The organism is Nocardia sp. CY15, assembly GCF_009829295.1.
GTDB lineage: Bacteria > Actinomycetota > Actinomycetes > Mycobacteriales > Mycobacteriaceae > Nocardia > Nocardia sputi.
Window position 1 is genome coordinate 421,060 of the sequence record NZ_VUOT01000001.1, and the last position, 14,771, is coordinate 435,830.

At 68.2% G+C, this 14,771-nt stretch carries 13 protein-coding genes; 4 read left to right on the plus strand and 9 right to left on the minus strand.

The features are described from left to right. The first annotated feature begins 80 nt into the window (after window positions 1-80). Complete coding sequence (locus GVY39_RS02065; RefSeq protein WP_159919806.1) at window positions 81-1,151, plus strand: alpha/beta hydrolase; 1,071 nt, start codon at window positions 81-83, stop codon at window positions 1,149-1,151. On the opposite strand, the gene GVY39_RS02070 is transcribed toward GVY39_RS02065, so the two are convergent. The 5 genes from GVY39_RS02070 to map form a co-directional block, all read right to left on the minus strand. Further along, entirely contained in the window at window positions 1,131-1,694 is a 564-nt protein-coding gene (locus GVY39_RS02070) for an alpha/beta hydrolase (RefSeq protein WP_159919808.1), read from the minus strand. The two genes, GVY39_RS02065 and GVY39_RS02070, sit on opposite strands and share 21 nt — an antisense overlap. A 55-nt stretch (window positions 1,695-1,749) precedes the next feature. Further along, on the minus strand, window positions 1,750-2,142 hold the full coding sequence (locus tag GVY39_RS02075) for a PIN domain-containing protein (protein WP_159919810.1): 393 nt from the start codon (window positions 2,140-2,142) through the stop codon (window positions 1,750-1,752). Continuing rightward, window positions 2,139-2,426 (minus strand): AbrB/MazE/SpoVT family DNA-binding domain-containing protein, encoded by a 288-nt coding sequence (locus GVY39_RS02080; protein WP_223512809.1) that lies wholly within the window; start codon window positions 2,424-2,426, stop codon window positions 2,139-2,141. Before GVY39_RS02080 ends, GVY39_RS02075 begins: the two co-directional genes overlap by 4 nt. An 88-nt stretch (window positions 2,427-2,514) precedes the next feature. Beyond that, window positions 2,515-4,053, minus strand: a complete 1,539-nt coding sequence (locus GVY39_RS02085; protein WP_159920300.1) for a cobyric acid synthase — start codon at window positions 4,051-4,053, stop codon at window positions 2,515-2,517. Between the two features lie 41 nt (window positions 4,054-4,094). Next, window positions 4,095-4,958 carry a type I methionyl aminopeptidase gene (gene map, locus GVY39_RS02090; RefSeq protein WP_159919812.1) on the minus strand — a complete coding sequence of 288 codons (864 nt, stop codon included), beginning with the start codon at window positions 4,956-4,958 and terminating at the stop codon, window positions 4,095-4,097. A gap of 118 nt (window positions 4,959-5,076) precedes the next feature. Between map and GVY39_RS02095 the strand changes: the two genes are divergently transcribed. Then, complete coding sequence (locus GVY39_RS02095) at window positions 5,077-6,087, plus strand: LLM class flavin-dependent oxidoreductase (RefSeq protein WP_159919814.1); 1,011 nt, start codon at window positions 5,077-5,079, stop codon at window positions 6,085-6,087. A gap of 54 nt (window positions 6,088-6,141) precedes the next feature. Next, the gene (locus GVY39_RS02100) at window positions 6,142-6,750 is read left to right on the plus strand and encodes a DUF4126 domain-containing protein (protein WP_159919816.1); all 609 of its coding nucleotides are present in this window, start codon (window positions 6,142-6,144) and stop codon (window positions 6,748-6,750) included. 195 nt (window positions 6,751-6,945) lie between these two features. Here GVY39_RS02100 and GVY39_RS02105 read toward each other — a convergent pair whose 3' ends face one another. Both GVY39_RS02105 and GVY39_RS02110 read right to left on the minus strand, forming a co-directional pair. Continuing rightward, window positions 6,946-7,389, minus strand: a complete 444-nt coding sequence (locus tag GVY39_RS02105) for a DUF4254 domain-containing protein (protein ID WP_236565245.1) — start codon at window positions 7,387-7,389, stop codon at window positions 6,946-6,948. 494 nt (window positions 7,390-7,883) lie between these two features. Continuing rightward, window positions 7,884-8,264 (minus strand): DUF1304 domain-containing protein, encoded by a 381-nt coding sequence (locus tag GVY39_RS02110; RefSeq protein ID WP_159919820.1) that lies wholly within the window; start codon window positions 8,262-8,264, stop codon window positions 7,884-7,886. Window positions 8,265-8,631: 367 nt separating this feature from the next. On the opposite strand from GVY39_RS02110, the gene GVY39_RS02115 reads away from it, so the two are divergent. Further along, complete coding sequence (locus GVY39_RS02115) at window positions 8,632-12,054, plus strand: serine/threonine-protein kinase (RefSeq protein WP_159919822.1); 3,423 nt, start codon at window positions 8,632-8,634, stop codon at window positions 12,052-12,054. Between the two features lie 90 nt (window positions 12,055-12,144). Here the strand turns inward: GVY39_RS02115 and GVY39_RS02120 are convergent, their stop codons facing one another. Both GVY39_RS02120 and GVY39_RS02125 read right to left on the minus strand, forming a co-directional pair. Further along, window positions 12,145-13,431, minus strand: coding sequence for a GGDEF domain-containing protein (locus GVY39_RS02120; protein ID WP_223512794.1), 1,287 nt, complete (start codon window positions 13,429-13,431; stop codon window positions 12,145-12,147). 119 nt (window positions 13,432-13,550) lie between these two features. Further along, the gene (locus GVY39_RS02125) at window positions 13,551-14,663 is read right to left on the minus strand and encodes a terpene synthase family protein (protein WP_159919824.1); all 1,113 of its coding nucleotides are present in this window, start codon (window positions 14,661-14,663) and stop codon (window positions 13,551-13,553) included. Window positions 14,664-14,771 lie beyond the last annotated feature (108 nt).

Here is a 14,771-nt window from a genome sequence, read left to right on the forward strand (position 1 = left end):
GACAGAGATCGTCGTCACTTCGGCGGCGGGGAGACGGTCGTGGCCTGTGAGCGGTTGACAGCGTCCAATAGATTGGTCGCGTGACGAACGAACAGTCGCTTGCCGAGCCGGTCAGCACCTCTCCGGATGGCGGGGGCTGGCGCCCCGACGTCCTAGGCCCGCACTACCAGCAGCGCACGCTGCCCCTGGGGCCCGATCCCGACGGCGAAGGCGAGGTGGTCGCCACGCTGGTGCGTTACGTGCCCAATGGCGCCGTCGAGCAGACCGCTGGGGCGGTGCTCTACGTCCATGGCTTCACCGATTACTTCTTCCAAGAGCATCTCGCCGAGCACTTCACCGCGCGAGGCTTCCAGTTCTACGCGCTCGACCTGCGTAAGTGTGGTCGCTCGCTGCGCGAGGGACACACCCCGCACTATGTGACGGATCTCGCTTTCTACGACCGCGAGCTCGCGGAGTCGCTGCGGATCATCCGGGCCGAGACCGGCGCGCCCGTAGTGCTCAACGCTCACTCCACCGGCGGTCTGGTCGTGTCGCTGTGGCTGGATCGGCTCAACCGTGCCCGGGGCACGGCGGCCGCGGGCATCACCGGCGTCGTGCTCAACAGCCCGTGGTTCGACCTGCAGGGTCCCGCGTACTACCGGACGATCGGCACGCCGATCATCAAAGCGGTCGGGCGGTTCCGGAAGATGGTCCGGTTGCCGGGCGCGAAGATCAGCACCTACGGCGACAGCCTGCACCACTCGGTGTCCGGCGAGTGGAACTACAACTTGGACTGGAAGCCGTTGGAGGGCTTCCCGGTTCGGCTCGGCTGGCTGCGCGCGATCCGCAACGGCCACGCCCAGCTGCACCAGGGCCTCGACATCGGGGTGCCTTCGCTGATTCTGCGCTCTCGGATGACGAAGTTCGCCCGGCAGTACGGTCCCGCCGTGGACGTGGCCGACGCCGTGCTCGACGTCAAGCAGATCCAGCGCTGGTCGGGCTGCCTGGGCGACCGCACCAACATGGTGCCGATCGACGGCGCCAGGCACGACGTGTTCTTGTCCGGCCCCGAACCGCTGGCCCAGGCGTTCGCCGAGCTCGACAGCTGGCTCGACTGGCTCGCGGGCTACCAGGCCCCGGCGGGCGCGAGCTCACCAGAGGCTGGTGCGTAGCACGATCTCGGTGGCCAGCTCGTGGTCGGCTTCGGTGGCCACGTTGGTCACGTCGACCTCGACCACCCGGAACTCGCCGTAGACGAATCGCCCGGACCTGTCGGCCACCGAGCGCGGGAGATTCTTGGTGACCAACAGCGTGGTCGGCACTTCGACCGGGCCGATGGTCGCGTCCCGCACCGCGCCGTCGGCGCCCGGTGCTGCCGGGTGGCCGTGATCGGCCACTACCAGACTCTGGAAGCGGCCGAATCCGCGCGCGCACGCCTGCCAGGCCAGTACCGCGCCCGCGCCGCGCCCGGCCAGGTTGACCCACGGCAACCCCAGTTCGTTCAGGATCGCGGTCACACCCGCCGCATCGAGATCGTGGATCGACTCCACGGCGTAGGTGCGCAGATCCGAGGTGTGCAGGCGCGCGCACACCTGATCGAAGACGTCCGCCGAGTCACCCGCGTCGGGCAGCAGCAGCACGCTGTGCCTGGATTCCGGTCCGTCGATCCGCACGGTCCACGCCCGGTCACCGACCGTGATCTGCCGAGATTCCATGCCGAATCACGCTACACGGATCACGCCACCGCGGCGGTGGGTCGGGGGGCCGGGTTCAGGCGAGCAGGCGCATCCCGGCCCGCTCACCCGCGTTGTGATCGAAGGTGACCGTCAGGTCGCATCCGGCCTCCTGGCCGAGTTGCTGGATCAGCGCGTCGGCGAAGTCCGCGCCGTCGGCGGCCCGGCGCAGCGCCTGACGCACGGTGTCGGCGCGCTCGACCACGATTTCGCTGGAGTCGAGCAGTCCGAGCAGGACGTCGGTGACGGCCTCCGGGTCCTGCTTGTACCCGCGGCGCAGCACCCAGTGGATCTCGGCGAGCACGATCATCGTGACGTAACCGGGTTTGCTCTCGCTGAGCCCGTCGATCACCTGATTGGCCCGGGCGGATTGCTCCGGGTCGTCCTGGGTGAGGTAGCGAATCAGCACATTCGCGTCCAAGCCGATCATCGCGCCTTGCCTTCCACGACGTTGCCCGCGATGGCCTCGTTCATCTCGGCCAGGCCGATCGGCGAGCCGGACCAGCCCACGATGCCCTTGAGCGCCTTGATCGTGCGGGTTTCCGGCACCAATTCGTAGGTGCCGTCCGGTGTCGGCACGAACGCGACCCGCACGCCCGTGCGCAAGCCCATCGCCACGCGCACGTCGATCGGGATGGTGATCTGTCCCTTACTGGTCACCGTCGCCGACACCACATTGCCCCCTCGGCTGCCCGGCCTCTTCTCCGCCGCCATCGTCCTCACACCCGACCGTGCTCGATCAGCCCAGATCTTACCTGGCGCCGAATTCCTTACTGCAAGGTAAGGCGCTGGGTGGCTCGCGTCAACCGATACGGTCGCGCGCGAGGACCGCCTCAGTGGCCAGGACGGGCAGACCGGCGGGCGCACCTTCGGCCATCAGGCGCTCGAGCGCGGTGAGGTCGAGGTGGGCTTCCATCAGGTCGGCCAGCAGATCCAGCTGTGCGGCACGCACTCCCGCGACCGAGACATCCTCGGCCACAACGAAACCCGACCGGCCCGCCGACGCGGCGACCGCGCGGAGCCAGCCGCGGCGGAACTCGTCGGACTCCAGCAGTCCGTGCAGGTGCGTGCCCCACACCGTGCCACGCACACTGCCCTCGGACTCTCCGTCGACGGTGAGCCACGCCGGGTCGCCGCGGTGGGTGACACGGCCGTGATGGATTTCGTAGCCGCGCACCACGAGTCCCGCGGCGTGCCCTTCGGTGCGGCGCAACACCTTCGACTCGGCGAATTCGACGGTCAGATCCAGCAACCCGAGGCCGTCGACCACGCCGGCGCCGGACTCGACGCGGTCGACAATGCGGCTACCGAGCATCTGATATCCGCCGCAGACGCCCAGGATCGGTCCGCCCGCCGTGGCGCGCGCCCGCAGAGCGTCGGCGATGCCGGTACGCCGCAACCACCGCAGATCCGACACCGTCGCCTTGCTGCCGGGCAGCACCACCAGATCGGCGTCCGCCAGCCGGGACGGCTCGCTCACCCAGCGCACCGCGACGCCGGGCTCGCAGGCCAGCGCCTCGACGTCGGTGGAGTTGGAGATGCGCGGGAGCCGGATCGCGGCGACGGTCAGCCATTCCGCGCCCACCGGCGGACGGGGACGGCCGACCGGCGCGTCGGCGAGGGTGCCCAGCGAGTCCTCCGCGTCGATCCAGAGGTCCTCGGCATACGGGAGCACACCCAGAGTGGGGCGGCCGGTGAGTTCGGTGAGGCGCTCCAGCCCCGGCCGCAGCAGCTCCACCGCGCCGCGGAACTTGTTGACGATGAAACCGGAGATCAATTGCTGGTCTTCCGGTTCCAGAATGGCGACGGTGCCGAACAGGTGGGCGAGCACGCCTCCGCGGTCGATGTCCCCGACGAGCAGCACCGGCAGGCCCGCGGCCCGCGCGAGACCCATGTTCGCCAGGTCGGTCGCGCGCAGGTTGATCTCGGCGGGCGATCCGGCGCCCTCACAGACGACCACGTCGAAGTCGGCGCGCAGCGCGGCGAGTTCGGCGGCCACTACGCCGCGCAACTCCTGGCGATGCCGGAAGTAGTCCTCAGCCCCGACGGTGCCGATCGCCCGCCCCCGCACGACCAGTTGGGACCGCCGGTCGCTGCCCGGCTTGAGCAGGACGGGATTGAACCGCACGCTCGGCTCCAACCCGCACGCCTGGGCTTGCAACGCCTGCGCCCGCCCGATCTCCCCGCCGTCGAGGGTGACCACGGAGTTGTTGGACATGTTCTGCGCCTTGAACGGCGCGACGCGCACGCCGCGCCGAGCCAGCATCCGGCAGATCCCGGCCACGACGACGCTCTTACCCGCATCCGAGGTCGTGCCCGCGACCAGCAGTGCGCCCTTCATCACGGCTGAATCCTCCGGTGTGCGACCGGCCAGGCCGTCCGTCACGGGAGGGTCAGTATCTCGGCCCCCGACTCGGTGACGACCAACGTGTGCTCGAACTGCGCGGTCCACTTGCGATCCTTGGTGACCACGGTCCAGCCGTCGTCCCAGATCTCGTAGTCGATGCCGCCGAGGTTGATCATCGGCTCGATGGTGAACGTCATGCCCGGTTCGATGATGGTCTCCACCGCGGGCTGGTCGTAGTGCAGCACGACCAGACCGCTGTGGAACGTCGGGCCGACACCGTGGCCGGTGAAGTCGCGCACCACGCCGTAGCCGAAACGGTTGGCGTAGGACTCGATGACGCGGCCGATCACGTTCAGCGCCCGGCCCGGCCGTACCGCCTTGATGGCCCGCATGGTGGCCTCTTCGGTCCGCTCGACCAGCAGGCGCACCTCCTCCTCGACATCACCGGCGAGGAAGGTCTTGTTGGTGTCGCCGTGCACCCCGTCGATGTAGGCGGTGACGTCGATGTTGACGATGTCGCCGTCCTCGATCACGGTCGAGTCCGGGATGCCGTGGCAGATGACCTCGTTCAGCGAGGTGCAGCACGACTTCGGGAAACCCTTGTACCCCAGGGTCGACGGGTACGCCCCGTGGTCGCACATGTACTCGTGCGCGATGCGGTCGAGCTCGTCGGTGGTGACGCCGGGGGCGACCGCCTTACCCGCCTCTTCCAGCGCCTGCGCGGCGATCTTGCCCGCGATCCGCATCTTCTCGATCGTCTCCGCGGTCTGCACCCACGGCTCGCGTCCCTCGTTGGCGGTCTTCTTCCACGCGTATTCCGGGCGCTCGATGGTGCGCGGGACTTCACGGGTGGGCGACAACGTGCCGGGAACGAGCGGCTTGCGAGTGCGGACAGACATAGCGAACAGCGTAATCGGACGACCGCGCCGATGCCGAGAGCCAGGCGGAATAGTTTCGGACCACGGTCCGTTTCGTAAATGGTTGACATTGAAACCAGTCAGGAAGGAGGCTCGTGCCGTGGAATTGGGACTCACGACCTTCGCCGAGCTCTATCCCGTCGGCGACCGGCCCGCGCCGACCGCGGCCGAGCGGCTGCGCCAGGTCGTCGCGGAAGCCGTCACCACCGAGCGGGCGGGTCTCGACGTCTACGGCGTCGGCGAGCATCACCGCAGAGACTTCGCCGCCTCCGCCCCCGCGGTGGTACTCGCGGCCATCGCGGCGCGCACCGAACGCATCCGGCTGACCAGTGCGGTCAGCGTGCTGAGCTCCGACGATCCGGTCCGGGTGTACCAGGATTTCGCGACGCTGGACGGCTTGTCCGCCGGCCGCGCCGAGCTGATGGCCGGACGCGGTTCGTTCACCGAGTCGTTCCCGCTGTTCGGTTACGACCTGGCGGACTACGACGAACTGTTCGAGGAGAAGCTGGCGCTGCTGCTGCGCCTGCGCCAGGACGAGCCGGTGACCTGGAGCGGCAAGTTCCGGCCGCCGCTGCGCGACGCGGTCGTGTACCCGCGCACCGACCACCGACCGCTGCCGGTCTGGATCGCGGTGGGCGGTAGCCCGGAGTCGGTGATCCGCGCCGGACTGCTCGGGCTTCCACTGGCCATCGCGATCATCGGCGGACAGCCTGCCCGGTTCAAGCCTCTGGTCGAGCTCTACCATCGCGCTCTGGAACAGGGCGGCCATTCCGAGCAGCCGGTGGCGGTGCACGCGCACGGGTACGTCGCCGACACCGACGAGCAAGCCGTCGCCGACTTCTACGAGCCGTACGCGCTGGCGATGAGCGTCATCGGACGCGAGCGCGGCTGGGGTCCGATGACGCGCACGCAGTTCGACGGATTGCGCTCGCCGGAGGGCTCGCTGTTCGTCGGCTCACCCGACTACGTCGCCGAGAAGATCGCCGCCGTCGGCCGCACGCTGGGGCTGGACCGTTTCATGCTGCACACCAGCGTCGGCACTCTGCCGCACGAAAAGGTCCTGCGCACCATCGACCTGCTCGGTGAGAAGGTCGCCCCGCAGGTGCGCTGAGCCGGTCGCGCGGACGACAGCTCCTGTGTCGGTGGATCGCCCTACCATGGGCGCGTGTCCGCACTACCTCTCATCTTCACCGCGGGCTGGGCCAGCGGCGTGAACGCCTATGCGGTGGTCCTGCTCCTCGGACTCTTCGGCCGTTTCGGATTCGCGGATTCGGTGCCGGATGCGTTGCAGCGCACCGATGTCCTGATCGCGGCCGCGGTGTTGTTCCTGCTCGAGGCCGTGGCGGACAAGATCCCGTATCTCGACTCGTTCTGGGACGCGGTGCACACGGTGGTGCGGCCGGTCGCGGGGGCCGTGGTGGCGGCGTTGCTGGCCGGGCAGGACGGATCGCTCCCCGAACTCGCAGCGGGCGCGGTCGGGGGTGTGGCCGCGCTGGTGAGCCACCTGGTGAAGGCGGGAACGCGGATGGCCGTCAACACCTCTCCCGAGCCCGCCAGCAACATCGTGGTCAGCACCGCCGAGGACGTGACCGTCGCGGGCGTGATCACCCTCGCCGTCTTCCACCCGGTGGCCGCGGCGGTGGTCGCGGCGGTCCTGCTCGTCATCGGGGTGACGCTGGTGTACTTCTTCGCGAGCCGGATTCGCCGCTTCCGCAAGCAACGGCGTGCCCGCCGGGCGGCACGCAGAGGTCAGCCCACACTAGTTGCGGAATAATTGCCACATAGCGGAATCGGTACGGGCGTGCCGCGCCAGTCGACCACGCGGCACGCCGGGCGGGGCGCCCCATTGCGCCCGCCGTCACTGTGCCGGCGACGCTGTTGCCCGGATGGAGCCACTGGTCGGATGACTCGGCACCGGGACGTCACCACTCGGACGAGACCACCGTCGCGACGAGCTGGTTGTTCGAGCTCATTGCTCGGGCAAACGGCGGCGGCCACCGGCCACGTCGGTTACCAGATCAGTGTATCCGTCGACCAGTTCGGCGAGTTGATACCAGTGTTTATGGGTATTGTCGCTGCGCCCGCCCTCGGTGTGGATGACCTGATTCGCGTCCACCCAGCTGCGCGCCATACGATCCACTACGGAACCGAGACTTTCGGTGTGCAGCGAGGACCCGTTGCGATGCTGCGGGATCTCCTGCGCGACCCAGTCGTTGATCTCGTCGACGAGTTCGCGGCGCCTGCAGTCGATTTCGGCGACGAGTGCGGCGTCCACCACCTGCGCGCGACGCTGGTGCAACTCGGCGAGTGCGTGCGCGGACCGTAGTAGTTCCCGGTCTTGGATACGACGTCCTTGGAAAGCGCACAGCAATTGCGGGGCGGTCGGTAAGACGCCGACTGTCGGCGCGCTCACCGCCGCACTCCGAGTTCTCCCGACACCAACGCTTCTTGTACCAACATAATTGGCTCTCGATTCCGTTATCCCGGTCATCGGATCGTTGTCACAACTAGGCTAGCTGGATCATGCACGTACAGATGCAAGAACGCAAGATTGCGTCTGCATTTCTGCGGTCAAGGACTCCTGACGGCGATTTCACGCCCAGAGCACACTCGCCGCAACAATTTTCGGCTTATCGGCCGAGCCTCGCCACACCGATCGGCTATCCCGAAAGCATGCCTGGCAACCGCTGCTCTTGCCATGATTTCCGGTCATTTCCCCCGTCGCATACCGCAAAGTCGGTACGAATTTTCCTATCGCCACGGACCTTCGGTTTCCGGCGGCATCCGGGCGGTTCGGCCGAACCTCGCGAGGCGATACTTCGCGGTCGGCATCACCGGTCGAGCCGCCGTGCCGATCCCGAAGCGTCGCACCGGCGATGCGATCGATCTTCGACCGCATGGCCGCATTCAGAGCTGGGTCAGCGCGGTGAGTAGGGTCAGCGCGGGCAGAACTCCTTGCACTATGGCGCCTCTGGCGAACCGACGGTCATGCGCCACCAGAACCACCGCCGCGGCGAGCATCGACCCACACCCGGTCGCCACCAGCGCCCATCCCGCCTCCGGCGCCGCCCGCAGGATCGCCACGCCGACCAGTGTCGTCACCGCGAGAAACAGGTTGTAGAAGCCTTGATTGAACGCCCACGGCCGCGCCGCGGGCAGTTCTGCCTCGGAGATCCGGAAGACCCCCCGGTACACCTTGGGATCGGTGAACCGAACAGACTCCATGATGAAGATGCCGACATGGAGCAGTGCGGCCGCGACGGCGAGCACTTGAACAACCCAGAGCATTCCACCTCCTCACGAAGCGCACCGACCGGGGACGCTGACAACGGATCTCGTGCGGCCCGCGCGACGGCCGGGCCGGCTCCGGCGTGCCGAGGCATCTTATGGCCGCAGCCATGGCAGGTCGCGCAACACACCGCCGACACGCCGCCGCCCGACCCGGTCCGATCGGCGAGAGCCCCACAGCCCCGGGACCATCGCGGGCGATACCTGTTGCCGACGCGAGCTCGGCACCGCTCGCCGACATCGTTCCAGCGACACTTGCCCGCGCCAACCTCCCTCTCTATATCACCCGTAATAACCAACCCGAGGTTCGCCAGGCATAAACTGGGTATCTACCGCAGGACTACCACATCCGACACAGAGCAGGGCCATGGCCGGTTCGGACCCGTTCGCCACACAGCACGATCGGCCTCCAGGTATCGAGCGCGAACTGGAGGGCGCGGGTCTCGACGACCCCGAACTGATCGGCAAGGGCGGGTTCGGGGTCGTCTACCGCTGTCGGCAACGGGCGCTGAATCGCAGCGTCGCGGTCAAGGTGCTCACCGCACGGCCGGATGTCGAACCGGAGAACGTCGAACGATTCCTGCGCGAGCAGCAGGCGATGGGTGCGCTGTCCGGGCACCCGAACATCGTCCCGATCCTGCAAGTGGGGACCACGCGCAGCGGACGGCCCTACCTGGTGATGCCGTATCACTCGCAGGGTTCGTTGGAGAACCGCATCCGCCGGGAAGGATTCCTGCCGTTGCCCGACGCGCTCGCGATCACCGTCAAATTGGCCGGCGCCCTGGAGACCGCGCACCGCGCCGGAATTCTGCATCGCGACATCAAGCCGGGGAATGTCCTGCTCACCGATTACGGTGAGCCCCAGCTCACCGACTTCGGGATCGCCCGTGTCGAAGGCGGTTTCGAGACCACCACGGGCGTGGTGACCGGCTCCCCCGCGTTCACCGCGCCGGAGGTGCTGCGCTCCGGCGTTCCGTCGGTCGCCTCGGACGTCTACGGGCTCGGCGCGACGCTGTTCGCCATGATCACCGGTCACGCGGCGTACGAGCGCCGGTCCGGCGAGCAGGTCGTCGCACAGTTCCTCCGCATCGCCGCCGACCCGGTCCCCGATCTGCGGCTCGACGGCATCCCCGACGACATAGCCGCCGCCGTCGAAGCCGGCATGGCGCACGATCCCGCCGACCGTCCGCCCTCGGCCGCCGCATTCGGTGAGATGCTGCGCGAGATCCAGCGCGGCAACGACATGCCGGTGGAGCACATGACCCTCCCCACCGCCGATCATCCGGCCGCCGGAGACCTCAGCACGCGGCCGTTGATCGCCACCGCGCGCTTTCCCACTCCCCACCCCAGGACACCGCCGACACCCGAGACCAAGTTCCGCCCGGCGATGCCCACTCGGCCGCTGGTCCAACGCGACCGCCTGATCAACGCGTTGCAAGCCGAGCCGCGACCGCGCCTGGCCGTCATCCATGCCCCCGCCGGGTTCGGCAAGAGCACGCTGGCCGCCCAATGGGCGAAGCGTCTCGCCGAGACCGAGCACGTGGCCGTGGCCTGGTTGAACGTCGACCGCGACGACAACAACGTCGTCTGGTTGCTGACGCACCTGATCGAGGCGTTCAACCGCGTCACCCCCGCACTGGCGCCCGACCTGGCTGCGGTCCTGGAAGAGGGCGACGACGCCGCCGCGCGTTATGTGCTCACCACGCTGATCGACGCGATTCACGCCCGCGACGAGCGATTCGCCCTGGTGATCGACGATTGGGATCGGATCACCGACCCGGCCGCCGTCGATGCGCTGCATTACCTGCTCGAGCAGGGCCCCCACCACCTTCAGATCATCCTGACCAGCCGATCGCTGGAAAGTCTGCCGTTGGGCACCATGCGCGTGCGCCACCAGCTCGTGGAGATCGATGCCGCCGCATTGCGTTTCGACGCCGAGGAGGCTCGTGCGTTCCTCGCCGAGCAGACCGGCCTGAGCCTGGCCGACGCCGAGAGCGCCGAGCTGCGCGACTACACCGAGGGCTGGGCGGCGGCCTTGCAACTGGCCTCGCTGTCGCTGCGCGAGCACCCCGACCCGGCCTCGCTGATCGCCCACCTGTCCGGGCACCATCACGCCATCGCCGAGTACCTGGCCGAGAACGTGCTCGACACCGTCGAGCCCGAGCTCCTCGACGCCCTGCTGAAAACCTCGCTGCCCGAACGGATCTCCGGTAGCCTCGCCGCGGCGCTGACCGGTGGACCGCACGGGCAGTCCCTCCTGGAGAATCTCGAACGCCGCAATCTGTTCCTGCGCCGCGTCGACGAAGACGGCGAATGGTTCCGCTACCACCATCTGTTCGCGGAGTTCCTGCGCAGGCGACTCGAACGCGACCGCCCCGAGCAAGTGCCCGGTCTGCACCGGACGGCAGCCGCCTGGTTCGGCGACCACGGGATGCTCAGCGAGGCCATCGAACACGCGCTGGCCGCCGACGACGATGAGAAGGCCGTCGGCATACTCGAGGCGAAATCTCGTGATCTGGTGCAGGAAGCCCAGCTCGCGACGTTTCTGGGACTGGTCGCCAAACTTCCTCCGGCGGCCGCCGCCGACCGCCCCCGGCTCCAGGTCGGCATCGCCTGGACGAACGCGCTGCTACGCAGGCCCACCGAACTGCATGCCGCGTTACGGCTGGTCCGGGCGTCGCGGGAGAAGGCTCCGGCCGCCGACCCCGATCTCGCGCTCGAAGCCGACCTCATCGCATGCGTGGAACGCACGTTCGCCGACCACCCCGAAGGCGTGGACGCCGTAGTCGACAAGTGCCTGAGCCGGGCGGACACGCTGGGTCCGTGGGCGCTGGCCGCGGCCGCGAACCTCGCCGCGTTCTCCGCGATCAGCCGGTTCGACTACGAGCGGGCGCGGGAATGGCACGACTGGGCCACCCCCTTCTACCGGCAGAACCGCAGCACGTTCATCTTGATGTACAGCCACAGTCTGGTCGGCGTCGCGGCGCGTGAACAGCTCGACATCACGACGGCGGAACGCAGTTTCCGGACCGCGCTCGAGATCGCCACCACCTCTTCGGGCCCGCAGTCCTACGCCGCGCGTCTGGCAGGCGCTTTGCTCGGCGAGCTGCTCTACGAACGCGACCAGCTCCCGGCGGCCGAGCGCCTGCTGGACGAGGCCGGCCGGCTCGGCACCGAGGGCGGCCCCGTCGACTTCCTGATGGCCAACTACGCCACCGGCGCCCGGATCAAGGCTTTGCGCGGTGATCTGGCGTCCGCGGCGCGGCGACTGGACGACGGCGCCGAGGTCGCGCGGGCCCTGAAGCTGCCGCGACTGGCCACCCGCATCGCCAACGAGCAGGTCCGGCTCGGCCTGACCGCCACCTACGTCACCGAACCCCCGGCCGGAGTAGGCGGTATCGCCACGATGGCCGCCGAACTACGCGAGGATTCCGCGATCCGGATGCTGCTGCGTTCCGGAGCCGCAAAAAGGGTCGCCGCCGCTGGTGCGCGCGCGCAATACCTGCGGAATTCCATCGATGCCGCCCGGCGTCCACGGGCTGCCGCACAGGCCTCCTTGCTGCTCGCCTCCTGCCTCGCGGCCGCTGGAAAGCCCGAAGCGGCCAAGGACGAATTGGTGCCGGTAGTGATCCGGTACGCCGATGCCGGGGTCGTCAGGCCGCTGCTCGACGAGGGGCCGTGGATCATGTCGCTGTTGCACAGCCTGAGCTACGACCTGCGCGAAGGCCGTTGGCACGAAGAACGTCCGATGGTCCCACCGGCGTTCCTGCACCGGCTGCTGGCCCGCTGAAAGCGTCGCCCCGCCGCGCCATGGCGAACGCCGGACATCATCGGCCCGGAACCGCTAGGTGCGCGTCACCTGGCATTCGATCGTTTCCGTTCACAACACCGGTTGCGGACCGCGCGAGGTGTCGGTGTCGAGGATGTGCAACACCCACCGGCCCTTGCCGTCGGCCTTCGCCCGGTACAGACCGGTGTCGGCCGCGTCGAGCAGCGATTCGGCGTCCGCGCCCGCGACCGCGGTGACGACCGCGCCGATGCTGATCGACATGCGCAGCCTCCGATCGCCCGCCGTGATCGGATCGACCAAGGCCTCGAGCAGGCTGTTGGCCACGGTGGCCACCCGGTGGTCGCTGGCAGGCGGCGGGATCAGCGCGACGAACTCGTCGCCGCCGATCCGGGCGACCAGACATCCTGATCCGCGCACGCTGTCCTGCAGGCGGCCGGCGACCGCGGTCAAGATCTGGTCACCCGTGCCGTGGCCGTAGCGGTCGTTGACGTGTTTGAAGCGGTCGATGTCGACGAAACACAACCCCGCGCGGTCCCCGTTGCGGGCGTCGGCGATCATCGCGTCGATCCGCTCGATCAGATGCCGACGGTTCGGCAAACCGGTGAGCGGGTCGTGCCGGGCTTGGCGGTGCAACTCTTCGCGCATCCGGTGCTGCTCGGTGACGTCTTCCCCGACCGCGAGCAGATAGTCGCTCTGCCCGTCCACGCCCTTGACGAAGGTGATGGCGAACGACGCCCACCCATAGCTTTCGTCGGCGCGGCGGATCCGCTGTTCCAGCTTCACCGTGCCTTCCCCGGCGGGGACCAGCTTGTCGTACACCAGCGTGCGGATGCCCTCCCGGTCGTTGGGGTGGGCGAAATCGTAGACGGACACCCCGCGCAGGGCGTCGACCGGGACTCCGATCATCTCGGCCAGGCCCCGGTTGACATCCAGCAGTGTCCCGTCGGTGTCACCTATGGCGATCGCGATGGCGGCGTTGTCGAAGACGACGCGGAACCGCTCGTCGGCGGCGCGGGTCGCCTCGGCGGCCGCGTCCTCGTGCGAGCGCGACTGCGCTTCGTATCCCTGACCGACCGCCGCGAGCAGCGCCGCGAGCCGCCGCCCGGTATCCGCGACTCCGCGTTCGGCCAACCCGTACAGGACTTGCGCGGACGTGCTGGGCACGGCCGGGCCGACCAGCCCGGCGGAGGCCAGCGCCGCGCCCACGCGGAGACCGACGCTCGCGTCGAAGGGTTCGGCCTCCAGGCCGGCCACCAACTCCTCGAGCATGCCGAGCAGTACGGCCTCGGGGTCCGGTAGCGACATGGACCCACCGGCGACGGCCTGCAAAGCGCGCCACCAAACGTTCGCCATCGAGGCGAGTTCGATCTGTTCCACCGCAACCCCCTCACCATTCAGGCCGGAGATAGCCCCCGACGCATCGTATCCACACATGTTCGAGACCGTCGAGTACTCCCGCTCGGAAGTATTCGGCGAGCACGGTGAGGGCGGTGTGCCTATTTCAGCCCGTTCTCCCTGAATATCGACGCACCTTTGTACCGTAAGGTCTTGATCTGCCAGACCCAGGTCGCCTGTACACAGGCGATCAGATCGGCGATGTGAGTCGAGACGGTAGCAGCCGAAACGGCGTCTTCGATGCCCAAGCGGTCGCATTGTTCGGCGAGCGTCGCGCCCACCTTCCGGAATTCCACGAGTCTTGCGCGCACGATCTCGGTGGCGCCCCGCACGGCGTCCTCCAGCGACCAGCCGGGGTGGTTGAGCAGAACCGCCGGGATCAAGTTGAAGTCCGCGAGATCGATGATGCACTCCTTCTCGAAGGAGAAGACGTCGTTCATCAGCGCTCCGATCTCCACGGTCAGCACCCGGAGCCGACGCAGATCAGCAGCCAACCCGGTGTGGCCGATCCGGTCCCAGGGCAGATAGTCGTTCCGCCCGAACTCACACAGTGCGATCGCGGGATACATGCCCGAGACCTGACCCCGCAGATCGATGTACTCCTCGACGCTGAGCAACCCGCCGCGCGCACGGGCGTTCTGGTCTCGGATCGCGGGCCGCAGATGCTCGATGGTGGACTCGATGAACCGGTCGAGCCAGGCCGGGTCCGCGAGGGCGGACAGCCTGGTGAGAAACGCCGACGTCGAAGCCTCCAACGGGGTGGGGTCCCGCGGCGCCGAGCGCGTACGCAGGAGCACACAGAGCCGGTCGACCGCGACGCGCGCCCGCTGCTGCTCGTCGTCGCCGAGATGCCCGAACTTCTCCCGGCCGACGGTGTCGTTGAGCCAGAACAGGATCGCGTTGTAGAGACCGATGATCGTCATCCGCTCGGCGCTGACCGCACCGGGATGCAGATAGGGCGTCATGCTGTTGTAGTGGGGGCCTGCGGGCTCGAGCCAGATCCCGTGCTCGCGGCAGAAGCGCTCGACCTCCGCACAGGCCTGCGCCCCGAACCGGTTGGGCCGGAAGTCACGGCAGTAATCGACGATGTCCCAGTCGGGCGTACCGAACATCTCGCGCAACGACCACTGTCGCCCGCTGCGCAGCAACTGCTCGTGTTGTCCGCGCATGTCCGATATTTCCCGCTCGAGCGCCGATGTGTACTCACTGACCACAACGACTCCCTCCCACTATGGTTACTTCTAATGAATTGTCTCCGACTTATCGGGGCTGGGATCGGCCCGAGAGCGAAGATCACGCAACATCGGAGCGCTCGATGATGT